19 protein-coding genes are annotated in these 18,186 nt (G+C 63.9%); 12 read left to right on the forward strand and 7 right to left on the reverse strand.

Annotated elements, in window-relative coordinates; translation table 11 throughout:
- The first annotated feature begins 1 nt into the window (after position 1).
- Genes folE through panD form a run of 8 tightly spaced genes read left to right on the forward strand, consistent with a single transcriptional unit; the run spans position 2 to position 6,967 of the window.
- Positions 2-634, forward strand: coding sequence for a GTP cyclohydrolase I FolE (gene folE, locus BLU67_RS03025; RefSeq protein WP_092561910.1), 633 nt, complete (start codon positions 2-4; stop codon positions 632-634).
- A 2-nt stretch (positions 635-636) separates the two neighbouring features.
- Entirely contained in the window at positions 637-1,458 is an 822-nt protein-coding gene (folP, locus tag BLU67_RS03030) for a dihydropteroate synthase (RefSeq protein ID WP_261977009.1), read from the forward strand.
- A complete protein-coding gene (folK, locus tag BLU67_RS03035) occupies positions 1,451-2,317 on the forward strand; it encodes a 2-amino-4-hydroxy-6-hydroxymethyldihydropteridine diphosphokinase (RefSeq protein ID WP_092561913.1) in 867 nt (288 codons plus the stop codon). Before folP ends, folK begins: the two co-directional genes overlap by 8 nt.
- On the forward strand, positions 2,314-2,793 hold the full coding sequence (locus tag BLU67_RS03040) for a DUF3180 domain-containing protein (RefSeq protein ID WP_176780681.1): 480 nt from the start codon (positions 2,314-2,316) through the stop codon (positions 2,791-2,793). The genes folK and BLU67_RS03040 overlap by 4 nt, the downstream gene beginning before the upstream one ends.
- A gap of 17 nt (positions 2,794-2,810) precedes the next feature.
- Positions 2,811-3,308, forward strand: coding sequence for a PH domain-containing protein (locus BLU67_RS03045; RefSeq protein WP_092562156.1), 498 nt, complete (start codon positions 2,811-2,813; stop codon positions 3,306-3,308).
- Positions 3,305-4,789, forward strand: coding sequence for a PH domain-containing protein (locus BLU67_RS03050; protein ID WP_092561919.1), 1,485 nt, complete (start codon positions 3,305-3,307; stop codon positions 4,787-4,789). The genes BLU67_RS03045 and BLU67_RS03050 overlap by 4 nt, the downstream gene beginning before the upstream one ends.
- Before the next feature lie 8 nt (positions 4,790-4,797).
- The gene (gene panC / locus BLU67_RS12630) at positions 4,798-6,528 is read left to right on the forward strand and encodes a pantoate--beta-alanine ligase (RefSeq protein ID WP_092561922.1); all 1,731 of its coding nucleotides are present in this window, start codon (positions 4,798-4,800) and stop codon (positions 6,526-6,528) included.
- 1 nt (position 6,529) lies between these two features.
- A complete protein-coding gene (gene panD / locus BLU67_RS03060; RefSeq protein WP_092561925.1) occupies positions 6,530-6,967 on the forward strand; it encodes an aspartate 1-decarboxylase in 438 nt (145 codons plus the stop codon).
- Between the two features lie 71 nt (positions 6,968-7,038).
- Here the strand turns inward: panD and BLU67_RS03065 are convergent, their stop codons facing one another.
- Positions 7,039-8,742 carry an FAD-dependent oxidoreductase gene (locus BLU67_RS03065; protein WP_222842347.1) on the reverse strand — a complete coding sequence of 568 codons (1,704 nt, stop codon included), beginning with the start codon at positions 8,740-8,742 and terminating at the stop codon, positions 7,039-7,041.
- Between the two features lie 26 nt (positions 8,743-8,768).
- On the reverse strand, positions 8,769-9,029 hold the full coding sequence (locus tag BLU67_RS03070) for a metal-sensitive transcriptional regulator (protein ID WP_092561928.1): 261 nt from the start codon (positions 9,027-9,029) through the stop codon (positions 8,769-8,771).
- Between the two features lie 81 nt (positions 9,030-9,110).
- On the opposite strand from BLU67_RS03070, the gene lysS reads away from it, so the two are divergent.
- A complete protein-coding gene (lysS, locus tag BLU67_RS03075; RefSeq protein ID WP_092561932.1) occupies positions 9,111-10,634 on the forward strand; it encodes a lysine--tRNA ligase in 1,524 nt (507 codons plus the stop codon).
- Between the two features lie 104 nt (positions 10,635-10,738).
- The gene (locus BLU67_RS03080; RefSeq protein ID WP_092561934.1) at positions 10,739-11,560 is read left to right on the forward strand and encodes a sulfite exporter TauE/SafE family protein; all 822 of its coding nucleotides are present in this window, start codon (positions 10,739-10,741) and stop codon (positions 11,558-11,560) included.
- Here BLU67_RS03080 and BLU67_RS03085 read toward each other — a convergent pair.
- Together BLU67_RS03085 and BLU67_RS03090 are read right to left on the reverse strand one after the other, a co-directional pair.
- Positions 11,557-12,042: a hypothetical protein gene (locus BLU67_RS03085; protein WP_143027318.1), complete on the reverse strand. Its 486-nt coding sequence runs from the start codon at positions 12,040-12,042 to the stop codon at positions 11,557-11,559. The genes BLU67_RS03080 and BLU67_RS03085 overlap by 4 nt on opposite strands.
- A 10-nt stretch (positions 12,043-12,052) precedes the next feature.
- Positions 12,053-12,946 carry an HhH-GPD family protein gene (locus tag BLU67_RS03090; RefSeq protein WP_092561940.1) on the reverse strand — a complete coding sequence of 298 codons (894 nt, stop codon included), beginning with the start codon at positions 12,944-12,946 and terminating at the stop codon, positions 12,053-12,055.
- A gap of 223 nt (positions 12,947-13,169) precedes the next feature.
- On the opposite strand from BLU67_RS03090, the gene BLU67_RS03100 reads away from it, so the two are divergent.
- Positions 13,170-13,745 (forward strand): hypothetical protein, encoded by a 576-nt coding sequence (locus BLU67_RS03100; protein WP_143027319.1) that lies wholly within the window; start codon positions 13,170-13,172, stop codon positions 13,743-13,745.
- On the opposite strand, the gene disA is transcribed toward BLU67_RS03100, so the two are convergent.
- The gene (gene disA, locus BLU67_RS03105) at positions 13,746-14,795 is read right to left on the reverse strand and encodes a DNA integrity scanning diadenylate cyclase DisA (RefSeq protein WP_092561950.1); all 1,050 of its coding nucleotides are present in this window, start codon (positions 14,793-14,795) and stop codon (positions 13,746-13,748) included.
- A 75-nt stretch (positions 14,796-14,870) separates the two neighbouring features.
- Complete coding sequence (gene radA, locus BLU67_RS03110) at positions 14,871-16,256, reverse strand: DNA repair protein RadA (RefSeq protein WP_092561953.1); 1,386 nt, start codon at positions 16,254-16,256, stop codon at positions 14,871-14,873.
- A gap of 115 nt (positions 16,257-16,371) precedes the next feature.
- Here radA and BLU67_RS03115 point away from each other — a divergent pair, with 115 nt between their 5' ends.
- On the forward strand, positions 16,372-17,520 hold the full coding sequence (locus BLU67_RS03115; RefSeq protein WP_092562163.1) for an acyl-CoA dehydrogenase family protein: 1,149 nt from the start codon (positions 16,372-16,374) through the stop codon (positions 17,518-17,520).
- Here BLU67_RS03115 and BLU67_RS03120 read toward each other — a convergent pair whose 3' ends face one another.
- Positions 17,521-18,183, reverse strand: a complete 663-nt coding sequence (locus tag BLU67_RS03120; protein WP_092561956.1) for a potassium channel family protein — start codon at positions 18,181-18,183, stop codon at positions 17,521-17,523.
- Between the last annotated feature and the right edge of the window lie 3 nt (positions 18,184-18,186).

Below are 18,186 nucleotides of genomic sequence, written 5' to 3' on the forward strand. Positions count from 1 at the left end.
GATGTCGCGGCCCGATCCCGAGCGCAGCGACCACTTCACCAACGGCGTGGGCGCCGGCCCCAATCGGGCCTATGACGCCGCCGGGGTGGAAAAAGCCGTCCGCGATCTCCTCATCGCCGTCGGCGAGGATCCGGATCGCGACGGCCTGATCGACACCCCGAGGCGGATGGCGCGGGCCTATGCCGAGATGTTTGCGGGCCTGCACGAAAACCCCGCCGACCCCCTCGACGCGGCCTTCGACATCGGCCACGAGGAGATGATCCTCGTCAAGGACATCCCGATGTACTCCATGTGCGAGCACCACCTGCTGCCCTTCCACGGGCTCGCGCATGTGGGCTACATCCCGAACGAATCGGGCCACGTGACGGGCCTGTCCAAGCTCGCGCGGCTCGTGGAGGGCCACGCGCGCCGGCCCCAGGTTCAAGAGCGCCTCACCTCGCTCGTCGCCGACTCCCTCGTCGACCGGCTGCACCCGCGCGGTGTCATCGTCGTCGTGGAGGCCGAACACCTGTGCATGTCGATGCGGGGCGTGCGCAAACCGGGATCCCGCACGATCACCTCCGCGGTGCGCGGCCAAATGCGTAATGCGGCCACCCGCGCGGAGGCGATGAGCCTCATCATGTCCGGGAGGTAACCATGGGACGGCCCCGCCCCCTCATCATGGGGATCGTCAATGTCACGCCGAACTCGTTTTCCGACGGCGGGAAATTCCTCGCCGCCGATGCCGCCATCAGCCACGCGCGTGATCTCATCGCCGCGGGCGCCGACATCATCGACATCGGGGGCGAATCGACCCGGCCCGGCGCCCACCGAGTGAGTGCCGATGAGGAGTGGGAACGCATCGGGCAGGTCGTCGCCGAATGCGCGGCGTTGGGCGCGGCGGTCTCCGTCGACACCCTCAACGCTTCTACGGCCTCCCGCGCGCTCGCGGCCGGCGCCACCTATATCAACGACGTCTCGGGCGGACTGGCCGATCCAGCCATGCACGCCGCGATCGCCGCCGAGCCGCGAGCGCGCTACATCCTTGGCCACTGGCGCGGCACCCCCGAGACGATGGCCGATCTCGCGCACTACCGCGACGTCATCGGGGACGTCGCACGCGAAATCGCCGACCAACTCGATCAGGCCGTCACCGCCGGGGTGCCCGATGACCAGCTCTTCGTGGACCCGGGCGTCGGCTTTGCCAAGAACGCCGAGCACAATTGGCGCATCCTCGCCCACCTCGAGCGCTTCACGGCGCTCGGCTACCCCGTCATGATCGGTGCCTCGCGCAAGCGCTTCCTATCCGATCTCGTGCCGCACGAGGCCGATGGGCCGAGCGAGCGCGACCTCGCAACGGCCGTGCTCTCCGCGCTGCTCGCCGAGCGCGGCGTGTGGGCGCTGCGGGTGCACGACGTGGCCGCGACCCGCGTCGCCCTGGAAGTCGCCGAACGCCTGGGCCGGGGGCGTCATGCCTGACGTCATTACCCTGACGGGCATCACCGCGCATGCCTACCACGGCGTCTTTGCCGCCGAGAAGCAGGCTGGTCAGACCTTCATCGCCGATATCGCCTACCAGCTCGATACCCGGGCGGCGGCCCGCGGTGATGACCTGGCCGAGACCGTCTCCTACGCCGAGGTCGCCGAGGCCGTAGCCGAGGGGTTGCAAACGGGCAGCCTGGACCTCATCGAGACGCTCGCGGAAAACCTCGCACGCATCGTGCTCGGCTTTGAAGGGGCCGACGAGGTGCGTGTCAGCGTGCACAAACCCGAAGCGCCGATCGACGTCCCATTTTCCGACGTTTGCCTGACGATCACCCGCACCCGGGCGAGCCTCGTACCCGCCGGAGCGCGCGAGGTCGTCTTCTCCCTCGGCGCGAACCTCGGTAACCCGATCGCGCAGCTGCGCGCCGCGGTCGACCTGCTGCGCGCCGAACTCTCGGAGGTCGAGGTGGGGCCGCTGCTGCGCACCGCACCCGTCCTCGCGCCCGGCCAGCGCCCGCAGCCCGATTACTACAACACCGTCGTGATCGCCCGTAGCAGGTACGCCGCCACGGAGCTGCTGGCGCTCGCCAACCGCATCGAAGACGCCCTCGGACGGGTCCGCACTGAAACCTGGGGCGAGCGCACCCTGGATATCGACATCGTTGATATCGCGCGCTACTGCTCCTGCGATCCCGCGCTCACCATCCCGCATCCCCGGGCGCGCGACCGTGCCTTCGTCCTCGTGCCCTATGCGGCCCTGCGCCCGCACGCGACGCTCGCGGGACACCAGCTGAGCGACCTGCTCGCCGCCGCCACGGGCGAGGTCTATGAGCGCATCGAGGACTGGCTGTGACCCGCACGTCGATCCCACGCCTGGTCACGATCGCCATCATCGTCGGCCTGGCATCCCAGCTCGTGCTCGTCTACCTCGATGATCGGCGCGCCCACCCCGTGCCCGTCTCCGCGATCACGACGATGCTGCTGCTGGCGCTCGCCGTGATGCTCTGGCGCCTCGGCCTCGGCGTGAAGAAGTTGATCGCGCGGCAAGAAACGAGAATCGATGCGATTGGTGCGGCGCGCGTGGCGATGTTCGCCAAAGCCTGTTCCCTCGGCGGCTCCGGCCTCGCGGGCTACTTCGGGGCCCAGACGTTCATCGGCGCCCGCAACTATTCCTCGCCGCTGTATTTCGAGCACACGTGGATTGCGGCAACGACGCTCCTTGCCTGCCTCGCCCTGGTGACGGTTGCGCTCATCGTCGAATCCTGGTGCGAGATCCCGCCCGATGACCAGGACCCACCAACGGGGGTGCGGTCAGCCAACCCCGCATGATGTGGGACAATAGCGCTATGACATCACAGGGGGCACGCACCATTTTCGACCCTGCCGGCATCGAGTTTCGGCCGGTGTCAGACGGACTCATGAAGGCTCGGCTCATCATCACCGCAGCCGTGCTCGCGGTACCGCTCATCGCGGCCATCATCATCGCGCTAACGCTCACCGCGTGGCTCTGGATCGCGGTCGGCGTCATCGCCGTCCTCGCGGCCTGGCTGAGCTGGCTGATCCCACGCCAGGTGCGCGCCCTGGGCTATGCGGAAACCGAATCCGATCTCGTCATCCGCCGCGGCATCATGTTCCGTTCGCTGTCGATCGTGCCCTACGGCCGGATGCAATACGTCGACGTGTCCGAAGGGCCGATCGCGCGCTGGTGCGGGATCGCCTCGATCCAGTTGCACACCGCTTCGGCGGCGACGGACGCCTCCATCGACGGCCTGCCGCCAGCGGAAGCCGCCCGGCTACGCGACCGGCTCACCGCCAAGGGCGAAGCGAACCTGGCGGGGCTATGAACCAGGACCAGGCTCCCGAGAGCGCGCCTGCCGAAACCGCCATCGACTGGCGTGCGGTGCACGTGGTCACGCCGCTCATCCAAGCGATCAAAGGCCTGGCGGTGCTCGCTGCCTTCGCGGTGTGGCAGCTGTTCGATATCGTCCAGGACCAGATCGACGAGATCGCGGGTAGCGCCCGCGCGCTGCCGAGCTACGTGTTCCTCATCGTCGTGGGGGTCATCGTCGCGATCATCATCGTGATCGGGCTGTATTCCTTCCTCGCGTGGCGTCGCATCCAGTACGCGATCGGCGAGGAAGCCGTCTACTACCACCACGGCATCCTGTTTCGAAACCAGCGCCACGCGCGGCTCAACCGGATTCAGGCGGTGGACATCGTGCGCCCGCTGCTGGCCCGCTTTTTTGGGCTCGCCGCGGTCGACGTCCAGACCGCTGGCGGTGCCAACTCCAACGTCCAGATCCAGTTCCTGAAGGAAGACGACGCCCAGCGCGTACGCAACGAGATCCTCGCCCGCGCCGCTGGCGTCAAGGCGGGGCCGGCCACCCCCGATGCCAGCGCCGACTTCGTCGAAGCCCCCGAACGCCAGGTCCTAAACGTCGGCTTCGGCCAGCTCATCACCTCGATCCTCATGTCACCCGCCCTCGTGATCTTCACGCTCGCGACGGTGATCGGCATCGTGATCGCCATCGCCAACGGTGCCTGGGGCTTCCTGTTCGGCATGGTTCCGGCGATCATCGGGCTCGTGAGCTGGCTGTGGGCACGCGTCGCCGGCGAGTTTGACTTCACGCTCGCGATTTCGCCCGACGGTATTCGCTCCCGGCACGGCCTGACCGAAACCCGCGCGCAGACGATTCCGCCGCGCCGCATCCAGGCTGTGGGAATCACCCAGCCCATGCTGTGGCGGCTGAAGGACTGGTGGCGGGTGGAAGTGAACGTCGCGGGCTACGGCGGCAGCGGCGAGTCCGACAAGTCATCGACGTCGGACACCAAGACGGTGCTGCTGCCCGTGGGCAGCCGGCTCGATCTGGAGCGCGTGCTGTGGCTCATCGTGCCGGATCTTGGGGTCGACGATCCGCAGGCCGTCATTAGCGCTCTGCTGACCGGAACCGGTAGCGCCCAGGGCTTTTACACCGCGCCGCGCCGGGCGCGCTACCTCGACTGGTTTACCTGGCGGCGCCACGGGCTGAAGGTGACGCGAACGGTGCTGTTGATCCGTGGCGGCTTCTTCGTCCGGCGCGCAGCCGTCGTTCCGCACGAGCGAACCCAATCGCTTGGGATCGAGCAGGGGCCGCTTGAGCGCGCCTTGAAGCTCGCGAACTTCGCGGCACACTCGGTTTCGGGGCCGGTCTACACCAAGACGCACCACCTGCCTGAAGAGGTCGCGCTCACGGTCCTGGTGGAGCAAGCTGAGCGAGCGCGTATTGCGCGTGGTCATGAGGGCCCCGAGGAGTGGATGCGGCGCGCGGTAAGCGTGGCGTCATAATAGAGGGCATGAGCGCCTCCGCTACTGCCACCCCGCTACGCATTGCCGTCGTCGGCTCGGGCCGAGTCGGCCCCGTCCTTGCCGCCGCCTTCCGCCAGGTTGGACACCAGATCGTCGGGATCACGGCGCGCCACGATGCGGCGATCGACCGGGTCAGCGCCGTCCTACCCGACGTGCCCGTGCGGGAGCTCGCCGATATCGCTCAGGGGGCGGACCTCATCCTGCTGGCGGTCAGCGATGACGCACTTGCCGACATTGCCCGCGAGCTGCCGGTTGAGCCCGGCCAGCTCGTCGCCCATACCTCCGGCGCCCATGGCCTGCAGATCTTGGAGCCGCTCGCCGCGCGCGGGGCGCTCGTTTTCGCGTTGCACCCCGCGATGACGTTTTCGGGCACCTCACTCGATATCGCCCGGCTGCAGGACTGCGCCTTCGCGGTGACGGCAAACCCGGCGGTGCTTCCGATCGCGCACGCCCTCGTTGCCGACCTCGGCGGCAACCCCGTCACGATCGCGAACGCCGACCGGCCCGCGTATCACGCTGCGCTGTCTCACGCCGCAAACCACACCGTCACGCTCATTGCGCAGGCCCGCAGACTGCTCACGGCGATCGGCCAGGTAGACCCGGGAGCAACTCTCAAGGCGCTCGTGCGCACAGCTGTCGAAGGTGCATTGCGAGCCGGCGATTCGGCCCTGACCGGACCGGTGATGCGCGGGGACGCCGGCACCATCCGCGCCCACCTCGCCGCGCTCGCAGACATCGGTGAGGGCGATATTGAGGCCTCCTACCGCGCCCTGGCCCTGACGACCGCCGAGCGCTGTTACGACCGGGACGTCCTGAGCGATGACCAGCTCGCGGATCTCACCGGTGTGCTGCTGCCACCGACCGAAGTTGTCACGACGAAGGCTGAGCTGCGTGCCGCGCTTGCGATCCGGCCGGGCCGGCGCGCCGTCGTGATGACGATGGGGGCGCTTCACGAGGGGCATCTGAGCCTCGTGCGCCGCGCTAAGGAACTCGCGGACGTCGTCGTCGTGACCGACTTCGTCAACCCGCTGCAGTTCGCCCCGGACGAGGACTTTGATTCCTACCCGCGTGATCTCAAGGGCGATGTCGAGCTGCTACGGGGCGAGGGCGTGGACGTCGTGTTCGCGCCGAGTATCGAGGAGATGTACCCGCGTGAACCCCTCGTTCGCATCGACCCGGGCCCGGTCGCACAACTATTCGAGGGCGTGACGCGGCCGACGCATTTCGCGGGCGTCGTGCAGGTCGTCACCAAGCTGCTGAACCTCACCCAGCCCGATGTGGCGATCTTCGGTGAGAAGGACGCCCAGCAACTCGCCCTAATTCGTACCCTTGTTGCCGACCTGGATATCCCGGTGCGCATCGTTGGAGCCCCCATCGCCCGCGACGATGATGGCGTTGCCCGCTCCTCTCGCAATGCCTACCTCTCCACCGAAGAGCGTGGCCACGCCCGCGCCCTCGTCGCGGCCCTTGATGCTGCCGAGCAGGCCGCGGCAACGGGCGACGCGAGCAGCCCTGCGCAGTTGGCGGACATCGCTGAGCGTGCACTGGCCGATGCACCGGGAGTGCGGGTAGATTATGTAGCCGCGGTGGACGCAAGCACCTACCTGCCGGCCGATGCCGCAACGCGCGAGATCATCCTTGCGCTCGCCGCATTTGTTGGGCCCACCCGGCTTATCGATAATCGGCGGATCGAGCTGGAAGCGAAGGAAGATTCCTGACATGTACGTGCGGACGATGATGACGTCCAAGATCCACCGTGCCACGATCACCGGCGCGGACCTGAACTACGTCGGCTCTATTACCGTGGATCAGGATCTGTTGGACGCGGCGGATCTGCTTGCTGGGCAGCAGGTGGACGTCGTCGATGTCACCAACGGTTCGCGTCTTACTACCTATGTGATTCCGGGTGAGCGTGGCTCGGGCCAGATCTGTATTAATGGCGCGGCGGCTCATCTTATCCATGAGGGTGATCTCGTTATCCTCATCGCCTACGGTCAGCTTGATGACGAATCCGCGCGCACCTACCAGCCGCACGTGGTGTTTGTTGATGAAGCCAACCGGATTATCGACATCAACACCGATCCGAGTCAGGTCCCGGCCGATAACCCGCACGATGTGGAGCCCTCGGGTATGCCGTTTGAGACCTACCGCCGCTGAGACTGCACAATTGTGGACGAGGGAACTTCGGTCTCCGACGCGATGGAAGGTCGCTGGAGGTCGCCCGTTGGCTAGCTGGGATTTTGCTTCCAGTCCGGACGGGTGACGTCTAGGGTGAGCGCGCCCCCGGAAAGGTTGCGTGCGTCAAAACCATGGCCGATGAGTATCCGGGTGGCGAGGTAGGAGCGGACGCCGGAGGCACAGTGGACGGCAATCCACCGCCCGGCTGAGGCCTTGCGGATCTCCTCGATTCGATCCCGAACTTCGGTGTGTGGGATATTGAGCGCGCCGGGGATCATGCCGTCTTCGCATTCTGTTGCGGAACGCACATCCAAAATGAGGGCTTCACGTGCGACCTGCTCGAGATCCTCGGAATACCAGACCGGCATCTGCCCGGTGAGGATGTTCTGGGCAACAAATGCTGTCATGTTGACCGGGTCCTTGGCGCTGCCGAAGGGCGGGGCGTAGGCCAGGTCAAGATCAGCCAGATCGTTCGCGGTCATCCTAGCTTTCAGTGCGGTGGCGAAAACATTGATCCGGTTCGCAACGCCGGCTCCGCCGACGATCTGAGCACCGAGGAGCTCGCCGGTGTCTTTCGCGAAGTGTGCCGTGATGTGCATTTGCTCGGCGCCGGGGAAGTAGCCGGCGTGATCGGCCGGGTGGACGTGCACGGTGATGTGGTCAACTTCCTGAGCGCTCAGCGTCCGGCGGTTGGCACCCGTCAACGCCGCGGTGAGGTCAAAGACGCGAACGATCGCGGTACCGAGCACCCGCGGCGCCTGGTGCGCATCGTCCACGCGGTCGGCTGCCCTCCCGATCCCGAGGACCGCAGCATCCGCGGCACGACGACCGTGCCGATTCGCCGGTGCTGCCAGCGGAACTGGAGCGATGAGGTCCCCATCTCCGATTTCCTGCCGCATTGCGGCGGCGTCGCCCATGGCGAATATGTGGGGATCGCTCGTGCGTAGATAACCATCGACAACGATCGCACCGCGCAACCCGAGTTCTAGTCCGGCATCCTTTGCGAGCGAGGAATCTGGGATAACGCCCGTTGACATGACGACGAGGTCAGCGGGGAGTACCTCACCCGTGGACAGACGGACTCGCGCGGCACCGTTGGCGTCGCTGATCGCCTCCACGGAGGTGCCGGTAACGACGCGAACGCCGTGTTTGCGAAGCTCGCGATCGACCCATTCCGCTTGCTCGGAATCGAGCGGGGGCAGAACGTGTGGTGCGAACTCGACGAGGGTGACTCGCCCACCGCGGTGGGCAAGAGCCTCGACAGCTTCCAATCCGATAAAGCCCGCGCCGACCACTACCGCGTCAAATTCTGAGCGGCCTTCGATACGAGCAATAAGTCCGTCCATCTCGGGCACTGTGCGGAGCCAGTGAACGGAGGCATGGTCGAGCCCTGTCACAGGGGGAGTGGCGGCCTTGGAACCGGGGGAGTAGATGAGCGTGTCGTATCCGAGCGTGTACGTGCCCTCCGGGCCGTTAACCGTGACGGTCCGCTCCTCGCGATTGATGCGCGTGACTTCGCTGTTCACTCGGACATCGAGATTGAGCTGAGCTCGCAGTGTCTCGGGCGTATGCAGTAGCAGGCTGTCGCGTGAGGGAATCTCACCGGAGACGTGGTAAGGCAAGCCACAGTTCGCAAACGATACGTACGGGCCCTTATCGAGGACGATGATGCTGGCATTCTCATCCAGTCTGCGGGCGCGAGCAGCCGCGGACATGCCGCCCGCGACGCCGCCGATCACGACGATCTTGGTCACAGGTCATACTCCCTAGGTGGGTGTGGTTAGGTGAAGGAAAGAAAGAGCTTTTCGAGCTCCGCCTGGGCTTCTTCCGACTCGTTATCGAGGTAGCACTGCTTCATCCCGGTCGACAGCAACGTGATGGCGGCGCGGTCGATGGCGCGGGAACATGCTGCGAGCTGGGTGAGGATGTCGCGACAATCCTCGCCGTCATCAATCATGCGGATCACCGCCGCAAGCTGGCCATTAGCGCGCGCCAGGCGATTGCGGGCCGCGCGTGCCTCAGCGGTATCGAGTTCAACCATGAACCCATGCTAGCAGATACCCCCTAGGGGTATAAGGGGTGAGGCTTTCTTCAGTCAGTACTTGCCCGATACCATCGGGTTATGACCGAGACTTCCGCATCAAACGTATCCGATCAGCCTGAGCAGATTCGCGTGCGCCATGAAAAGCGCGAGCGCATCCTGTCCCAGGGTCGGGAGGCATACCCCGTTTCCGTGCCGCTGACGACGACGATCAAGGACGTGCGCGAGAAGTACGGTCACCTCCAAGCTGGCGAAGAAACCGAGGATGTCGTTGGACTCGCAGGCCGGGTGATCTACCAGCGCAATTCCGGAAAACTCTGCTTCGTTACGCTCCAGGACGGTGCCGGCACCACCATTCAGGGCATGCTCTCCGCTGGCGAAATCGGGGTCGATTCGCTGACCGACTACAAGGCTGACGTCGACCTTGGCGATCACCTGTTCCTGGCCGGCAAGGTCATCTCCTCGCGCCGCGGCGAGCTATCGATCTTCGCGCAGGACTGGCGCATCGCGTCCAAGGCGATCCGCCCGCTGCCAAAGACATTCACGACCGAAGACGGCGAACAGGTGAGTTTGTCGGATGAGGAGCGCGTCCGGCGCCGCTATGTCGACCTCATTACCCGTCCCGCCGCACGCGAGATGGTTCGAACGCGCTCGGCGGTCGTGAAGTCACTACGTAAGACCTTCGATGAACTCAGCTTCATCGAAGTCGAGACCCCTATGCTCCAGGTCATTCATGGCGGCGCTGCCGCCCGCCCGTTTGTGACCCACATGAACGCCTTTGACATGGAGCTGTACATGCGCATCGCGCCCGAGCTCTTCCTCAAGAGAGCAGTGGTGGGCGGTATTGAGAAGGTCTTCGAAATCAACCGAAACTTCCGAAACGAGGGGGCAGATTCCTCGCACTCGCCCGAATTCGCGATGGTCGAGGCCTACGAGGCTTACGGCGACTATCGAACAATGGCCGAGCTAACGCGCAATCTGATCCAGACCGCAGCTCGCGAAGCGATCGGATCCGAGATCGTCACGCTGGCAGATGGTAGCGAGTACGACCTTTCAGGAACCTGGACGGAGATCGACCTTTACGAGTCAATCTCCGGAGCGGTGGGCGAAGACATCACTCCCGAAACACCGCGCGAAACGCTCGAGGCGTTGGCGGAGAAGCACGACATCGGCATCGCCCCGCACTACACTCCCGGCAAGATTGTTGAGGAGATCTGGGAAGAACTGGTTGGCAAGAACCTGTACGCGCCAACCTTTGTCATGAACTACCCCGTCGACACCTCGCCCCTCGTCCGCGGTCACCGCGAGCGCGAAGGCGTGGTGGAAAAGTGGGACCTTTATGTTCGAGGTTTCGAGCTCGCTACTGCGTACTCCGAGCTCGTGGACCCCGTCATCCAGCGGGAACGCTTCGAGCACCAGGCGCTCGTCGCCGCGGCAGGAGATCCGGAAGCAATGGTCCTAGATGAGGACTTCCTGCAGGCCATGGAGTACGGCATGCCGCCGTCCGGTGGTATGGGAATGGGGCTGGACCGGCTGCTTATGGCGCTGACTGGTCGCGGCATCCGCGAGACTATTCTCTTCCCGCTGGTCAAACCGCTGAGCTGACGCTCCCGCCATTATCGAGACAGCGCTCGGACCTACCGCGGACCCGATGCGCTGGTTGTCTATCGCGCCCATTACACTGACGGCAGACGAAAGGCGAGAGTCTTATGGCTTTTATTATCGGGTTAGCGGTAGGCATCATCGTGGGCGCACTCGGCGCCGGAGGTGGCATCCTCGCTGTCCCGATCCTCGTGTATCTCCTGCACCAGGATCCTCACGACGCTGCCGCAGCATCTCTCATGATCGTGGGCGTGACTGCGCTAGTGGCACTGCCGGGGCGGTGGCGCGCCGGTGATGTGCGAGTCAAGGATGGCCTGGTTTTCGGAGCGCTATCGGTAATCGGCTCGTTGCTGGGCGGATTGCTCTCGCGCTTTGTCTCCTCTGATGTCCTCATGAGCTTGTTCGCTGTGCTGCTCGTCGCCGTCGGGCTTGTCATGCTGAGACGGGCGCGCCTGACTCGAAAAGAAGAAAGACTCATCGCGGCCGGTCGCGAAGATGAGATCGTCCGCAAGGCCACGTGGGCGGCAGCAGCGCGCGACTCTCACGGGCTATTACTGTTGATCGTGTCAGCAACGCTTACTGGTTTCCTCACCGGGTTTTTCGGTGTCGGCGGCGGATTCGCGGTGGTGCCGATGCTGGTTCTCGTCATGGCGTTCGGAATGAAACAGGCCTCGGGAACCTCGCTGCTTGTCATGGTGATTGCGTCTGTCGCAGGCCTAGCATCGCGTCTCGGTGCGGATATTCATATTGACTGGCCAGTAATTGCGTTGTTCGCCGTTGGTTCCTCACTAGGTGGGGTGCTCGGGGGTCCACTGACGAAGCGAGTCCCCTCATCCGTTTTGACGCTGGTATTCGCGCTGCTGTTGCTAGGTGTCGCCGTCGCAACCGGTATCCAAGCGATCCCGGCGCTGTATGCCGATCTGACTTAGAACTCTGCGAGCCGATCGGGTGCGCCGAGTGGCTTTGGGTCGGCGCGGCGGGCAGCCATCGGTGACAGGACATAGGCTGCCACGACGAAGTGGGCGGCAACGACAGCGCCTAGGACCGTGACGAGCCAGGTGCCGGGGCGCATGAGCATGAGACCTGCGACCGAAGCAATAATGACGATCGCCCCGAGACGCCACAGGGTCCGTAGCCCCCGGGCGTGACGAAGGAGCGCCGCACGAGGTTCGGGAGCAAAAACTAGCACTAATCCAAGACCCGCAATGACAAGGGAGCCAAGCAGGCCCACCGGTGCAAGCCACAGCGCGACCTGCCCGGCAGCGTCCTTCGGGGTGGAGAGCACGAGGAGTGCGCTGAGTGCTCCGGTGGCAAACGCGAGCGCGACACCGACGATCAAACTCAGGCGTGCCGTGGCGACAGCGCGGGCATGCATGACGTCATCGGTGGAGAGGGAAGATTCGGTGCTCACGATGTGCAATCTACCGCGAGGACGCTAACCGGATCCAACCGCGCTCGTCCTCCTGCGCTAGGCCATCCGCGATCAGACTGGAGAGGGCTCGTTCTGCCTGTGACACATCGGATGAGGCGGCCGTCAGTGCATCTTCGCGCGGTAATGCCTGGTGGTCTCGGAGGAGGCGGAGTTGTGCCATGATCGCGCCGCGGGCTTGGCGGTCGGTACCGTGCCACGACTGCGTGCGAGACCGCAGCGTGGGGTCTGCTGGCTTGCCAGCAGCAAACCACTGGCAGTGCGGTTGCAAGGGACAACTCTCGCACTCGGGGTTTCGGGCCGTGCATACCAGCGCACCAAGTTCCATGAGTGCTTCGTTAAACACGACGGACTGTTCGGGATCCTGTGGCAGCATCCTCTCCGCCCGGTCTATCTCAAATCGTCGAAGGTGAGCAGGAACCCCGGCTTCGCCGTGGAGCCGAGCAAGGACGCGGCGAATATTGGTATCTGCGACGACGACGCGATGTCCGCCGGCGAAAGCCGCGACTGCGGCGGCGGTGTATTGGCCAATGCCGGGGAGCGTTAGGAGGGTCGCCACATCGGTGGGGAGTTTGCCGCCGAACCGTTCGACCACAGCTTTGGCGCATTCGTGCAGACGAATGGCGCGCCGCGGGTATCCCAAACGGTCCCAGGCTCGCAACACGTCGGAGCGGTCAGCGGCCGCGAGATCAGCTGGGGTGGGCCAGCGTTGTTGCCATTCGTGCCAGCGGGGAACCACCCGAGACACCGGCGTTTGTTGACTCATGACCTCGCAGACGAGAATGCTCCAGGGACTCGTCCCCGGCTCCCGCCAGGGCAGGTATCGACCGTGATGGCTAAACCAGGTCAGCAGGGTAGTGGTGAGCGATGTTGGCACATCTCTCATTGTGCCTGGCAATGCTAAGCGTGGCGTGGCGCGTAAGCGAAGCGCCATCATCTACCGTGATTACTGGAGGTAGCAGGTGGCCCAGAATAATGGACGAAAGCAAGCGCCGAAGACCAAGTCGGCGCCGCGTAATGCTGCGCGTTCAGCCAGTGCTTCCGGGAAGCGCCCGACCGCAGCGAAATCGAACCGGACCAAGGCTAAGCGCCCGACTCGGGGGCAGATCATGGTGCGACGCGTCGTCTTTTCCCTGCTTGTCTTGGCCTTGGCGGGACTCGTGATCTGGGGGGCCTGGGCCGCTACCAAGGCCATAACTCAGTCGTTGACGCAGAACTCGAAGGTTGAGCCCACCGCTAATCCGGTCCCAACATCCTCGGCAGAGTGGGCAGCGCTTGATGAGCAGGAGCGTCTTATGGCGCTCAAGGGTAGGGCTCCGGAGGTGTGTCCGGCCGATAGCGTGAAGGTCTCCGTCGACATCGCTAATCGCAGCGGTGGGGCATTCAACGTCGTCGCTCACATCACGAACGACTTCCCCGTTCCCTGTTTGGTTGACACGACCGATGCCCGGATCGCTACCGTCATCACCTCCGGTGACGAGACCATCTGGACCAGCGCCTCGTGTGCGGGCGATTCGCAGACGTTACTGCTGCCGGCAGGCGAAGAGACGTCACGGACGATCGTGTGGCCCGGGCAGCATAGAACCTCGGGATGTGAGGCAGGCGATAAGGCAAAGCCTGGCGTCTACAAGGCGAGGGTGTCAGTCGGCGGAGCGGAAGACTCTGCGACCTTTGAAGTCCGTTAGCTAATGGCGGCCGAACATCGTCAATTCGGCGAGGCGTTCCAATCCATCATGGATCGCTCGCGCACGTTGTGGGCCGACGCCTTCGACTTCTTGCAGGTCTGCTGCTGATGCGCTGAGCAAGTCCTCGATCGAATCAAAATGGACCGCGAGCTCTTCGACCACCGCTGACGGCAGGCGCGGAATCTTGGAGAGTAAACGAAGCCCACGCACGGGCAGGAGTTGATCCACACCGCGAGCTTCGCCGCCGAGGCCGAGCGCTGCGGCGACGAGCTGTGGCTCGAGTAATTGCGCCGACGTGAGATGGTCGAGTTCCTCCCACACCTGCTCCGGGGGAACTCGGGAGTACTCCGCTAGGACGAGTTCACCGTCCTTGATCACACCCGTGACGAGTTCATCCAGCTGGAGCTTGAGCAATCGGCCATCGATTCCAAGCTCGATGACGTAGGACTCGATCTCGTCCCAAATCCGGATGACCATCTCGAGGCGCTGCATGACGACGGCGACATCACTGACGGTGACGAGTCCGCGAAGTTCGAGCGAGGTGAGGGTAGCAAGGACCTCATCGAGCCTCGTCCGGTAGCGCTCCAGAGTATCGAGGGCCTGGCTCGCCCGGGAAATAATGACGTCCGAGTCTTCCAGCACGTGGCGGGTGCCCTCGACGTACAGGGCGATGATACTCATCGATTGAGAAACGGAGATGACGGGAAAGCCCGTTTGTTTGGCAACCCGGTCAGCCGTCCGGTGCCGCATCCCGGTTTCCGTGGTGGGGATATCTGAGGCCGGGAGCAACTGGACATTGGCGCGGGTGATGGTTCGTAGCGAGGCATCCAGGACAACGCCGCCATCCATCTTCGATAACTCACGCAGCCGGGTCGCGGTGAAGTCGGCATCAAGTTGGAAGCCACCCGAACAAATCGATTCCACCACGTCGTTATCCCCGAGCACGATCAAGGCGCCGGTACGACCCCGCAGGATGCGTTCTAGACCATCACGGAGCTCCGTGCCAGGCGCGACCCGGGCGAGTGTGGAGCGAAGGTCTGGTGAAACCACGGGTGCCCCCAATTCTCATGTGTGCTCGAACACTTCTATGGTAGTGCCCTGATTGCCGACCGGTGCACCAGCGCGCTAGGCATCCATGTCGAGTCCCACCCGCAGGGCTGCTGATACGGAGTCAACAGGGTGCAGTGACATGCCGGCAGGCACTTTGGCGTGGCCAGCGGCCTGCTTCGGGACTATCGAGTCGGTGAAGCCAAGCCGCGCTGCCTCGTTGAGGCGGCGGTCAATGCCGACAATAGAGCGAAGTTGACCGGTCAGTCCGACCTCGCCAAGGGCAATAAATCCGGGGCGGAAGGTCTTATCGAGCGCCGCACCCGCGACAGATGTTGCTATGGCCAGGTCGACAGCCGGCTCACTCGTTGCCGCGCCACCGACCGTGGAGACGTAGATATCGAAATTGCCGAGGGGCAGGCGGAGCCGTGCTTGTAGAACGGCAAGGGTCATCATCGTTCGAGATTGCGACAGGCCCGAGGTCGTGCGCCGTGGGGAGGAGAATGTCGTTTCTGCCAGCAAGGACTGCACTTGCAGCGGCATCGGTCGGCGGCCTTCGAGGGTGATCGTGGCGCAGGTGCCTGGCACATGGACGTCCGCGCCTTCGAGAAAGAGCCCGGACGGATCGGGCAGCTCGATGATTCCTGCATCGGTCAGGTCGAAACAACCAACCTCATCGGTAGCGCCGTACCGGTTCTTCAACGCGCGCAACATGCGGAGACGAGAATGGCGCTCGCCTTCGAACTGGCAGACGACATCGACGAGGTGTTCTAAGACTCGGGGTCCGGCAATCGAACCGTCTTTCGTGACGTGTCCGACCAGGACGATCGGGACCCCTTGAGTCTTGGCAACCTCAATGAACGCTCCGGCCGTATTTCGCACCTGGGTGACAGAACCTGGGACGCCGGAAATATCCGCGGAGGCGAAGGTCTGGACGGAATCGACGATCACCATTGAGGGGCGCGTCTGTTCGATATGTCCGAGGGCCGCTCCAACATCAGTGAGGGAGGAAAGAAGCAGATTACTCGATACCGCTCCGATTCGGTCGGCGCGGATTCGCACTTGGGCTTCGGATTCTTCCCCCGTGAGATACAGAACCGGACCAGCGCCTGTCCTCGAAGCTTTCTGGGCCGCGCGGGCGGCGACGTGAAGGAGCAGCGTCGACTTTCCGACGCCCGGTTCACCGGCCAGCAGGATCACCGCTCCGGGAACGATGCCACCGCCAAGGACGCGGTCCAGCTCGCTCAATCCGGTTGTGCGGGCGCGGGCATCTTCAGCCTTGACCTCGTCAATCGGTTGGGCCGGGCGCGATGGCGCTAAGGCCGTCACAGCGCGAACGGAGGTCGCCACCGATGCCTCTTCCTCAACGGTTCCCCACGCCTTACAGGCCGGGCACTGTCCCACCCACTTGGTGGTCGTCCACCCGCAGTCTGTGCATGCATATGCCGCCTTTGTTCGAGCCATGGGGCCAGCCTACGGGGTGGTAAGGACGTCGCTGCCAGCAGGCGTGCACTTGAGTACAGCTGCCTGCCGCGAAACAATGGCGTCAAGTGCAGTGGCCGATCGAATCGAGGATGTCATGACAAGCGCAGTGCTCACCGACGAGCTTCTTTCAACGATCCACTCCCGGGCGGAGAAAACCGACCGGGAGAACGTATTTTTCGACGAGGATCTTGCTGATCTGAAAGCCGCAGGTTATCTCTCCGCCTTCGTGCCCACGGAGTTCGGGGGAGCTGGGCTCACGTTGGAGGAGATCGTTAACGAGCAGATTCGGCTCGCCGGTGCCGCTCCGGCCACAGCGCTCGCCGTCAATATGCACCACATTGTCGTCGGGGTCGGCAGGATGCTGCACGATGCCGGTCTCGAAGGCGGCGCTCGCATTTTGAAAGATGCAGGCGAGGGCCACCTGTTTGCCTTCGGGATTTCCGAACCGTCAAACGATCTCGTCCTGTTCGGATCCATCACCGAAGCAAAGCCAGATGGCGAGGGCGGCTTCAGTTTCACCGGCACGAAGATCTTCACCTCCCTAGCACCGGCGTGGACGCGGCTGATGACCTTTGGGCGGGATGATTCCGAGGGAGATCCCATGAGCGTCTTCGCGGTACTGAACCGGGAAGACGGCGGCTTCACCATTAAAGAAGACTGGGACACCCTGGGGATGCGGGCTACACAGTCCCACACCACCAAGCTGGAAGGGGCACACGCGCCGGCAGAACAGATTCTGTGCCGTATCGAGCCGGGGCCTAACGCTCACCCGGTTGTATGGGGGATCTTTTCCCACTTCGAGATCCTGCTCGCGGCCTGTTACACCGGCATCGGCAAGCGCGCGATCGAGGTAGCGGCTGAGACAGTCAAAAACCGTGCCAGCGTGAAGAACCAAACGAGCTACGCCGCCGATCCGGATATCCGCTGGCGGCTCGCCAGCGCAGCAATTGAGATGGATGGCATCTACCCGCAGCTCACCCTTGCCGCCCGAGATATCGATCAGGGAGTGGACCGCGGGCCACTATGGATGCCGATGGTCTCGGCGATCAAGGTGCGTGCCACCGAAGCCGCAAAGAACTCCGTGGAAAAGGCGATTCGGGCATGTGGCGGACGCTCGTACTACAACTCCCACGAACTCTCGCGCCTCTATCGCGACGTCCTCGCGGGCCTCTTCCAGCCCTCCGATGACGAATCGACGCACGCGGCATGGGCCAATGTTGTGCTCGGTCCTATCGAGAAGTAACTAGGGACGCTGCGCGAAACGCTCGAGCAGTTCCGTATTGCCGGAGACGATAAGAATGTCGTCCCGGTTAATGCGAGTGTTTTCGGTCGAGTATTCAAAGGGCTCGCCCGGGGGCTTCACCCCGATGACGGTAATGCCGTACTTCTTATGGATATCGGATTCGGCGAGGGTGAAGCCCCACGTTTCGCGCGGCGGACGCATCTTCACGATCGTGAAGCCGTCCTCCATTTCAATAAAGTCCAGCATCCGGCCCGAGACCATGTGCGCCACGCGCTGCCCGGCATCATGTTCGGGATAGACGACGTGGTGAGCTCCGATTCGACGCAAGATTCGGCCGTGTTCCGCGGAGACCGCCTTCGCCCAGATCTCCGGCATTCCGAGATCAACGAGGTTGCCGGTGATCAAGACTGAAGCTTCCAGCGACGTTCCCACGCCAACGACCGCTACCGGAAACTCGGAGGCGCCGAGCTGTTCGAGGGATTCGGGATTCGTGGCATCGGCCTCAACCAGCGGAAGTCTGCCCGACCACTGTTCGATGAGATCAGGGTTCTTTTCTACTGCGAGAACCTCTCGACCTGACTTCTCCAAGGTGATCGCCAGGGCCGAGCCAAAACGGCCGAGGCCGATGACAAGCACGCCCGAATTGGTGCGACGTTCCGGCATGAA

Source organism: Bowdeniella nasicola (assembly GCF_900107735.1).
GTDB classification, from domain to species: Bacteria; Actinomycetota; Actinomycetes; order Actinomycetales; family Actinomycetaceae; genus Bowdeniella; species Bowdeniella massiliensis.

Excerpts from the sequence above, each read along its gene's own strand:
- BLU67_RS03045 (WP_092562156.1), top strand. The coding sequence starts at position 2,811 with ATGACATCACAGGGGGCACGCACCATTTTCGACCCTGCCGGCATCGAG.
- BLU67_RS03090 (WP_092561940.1), bottom strand. The coding sequence starts at position 12,946 with ATGAGAGATGTGCCAACATCGCTCACCACTACCCTGCTGACCTGGTTT.
- folK (WP_092561913.1), top strand. The coding sequence starts at position 1,451 with ATGCCTGACGTCATTACCCTGACGGGCATCACCGCGCATGCCTACCAC.
- folP (WP_261977009.1), top strand. The coding sequence starts at position 637 with ATGGGACGGCCCCGCCCCCTCATCATGGGGATCGTCAATGTCACGCCG.
- folE (WP_092561910.1), top strand. The coding sequence starts at position 2 with ATGTCGCGGCCCGATCCCGAGCGCAGCGACCACTTCACCAACGGCGTG.
- panC (WP_092561922.1), top strand. The coding sequence starts at position 4,798 with ATGAGCGCCTCCGCTACTGCCACCCCGCTACGCATTGCCGTCGTCGGC.
- lysS (WP_092561932.1), top strand. The coding sequence starts at position 9,111 with ATGACCGAGACTTCCGCATCAAACGTATCCGATCAGCCTGAGCAGATT.
- BLU67_RS03100 (WP_143027319.1), top strand. The coding sequence starts at position 13,170 with ATGGTGCGACGCGTCGTCTTTTCCCTGCTTGTCTTGGCCTTGGCGGGA.
- BLU67_RS03070 (WP_092561928.1), bottom strand. The coding sequence starts at position 9,029 with ATGGTTGAACTCGATACCGCTGAGGCACGCGCGGCCCGCAATCGCCTG.
- BLU67_RS03120 (WP_092561956.1), bottom strand. The coding sequence starts at position 18,183 with ATGCCGGAACGTCGCACCAATTCGGGCGTGCTTGTCATCGGCCTCGGC.
- panD (WP_092561925.1), top strand. The coding sequence starts at position 6,530 with ATGTACGTGCGGACGATGATGACGTCCAAGATCCACCGTGCCACGATC.
- BLU67_RS03115 (WP_092562163.1), top strand. The coding sequence starts at position 16,372 with ATGACAAGCGCAGTGCTCACCGACGAGCTTCTTTCAACGATCCACTCC.
- BLU67_RS03050 (WP_092561919.1), top strand. The coding sequence starts at position 3,305 with ATGAACCAGGACCAGGCTCCCGAGAGCGCGCCTGCCGAAACCGCCATC.
- BLU67_RS03080 (WP_092561934.1), top strand. The coding sequence starts at position 10,739 with ATGGCTTTTATTATCGGGTTAGCGGTAGGCATCATCGTGGGCGCACTC.
- radA (WP_092561953.1), bottom strand. The coding sequence starts at position 16,256 with ATGGCTCGAACAAAGGCGGCATATGCATGCACAGACTGCGGGTGGACG.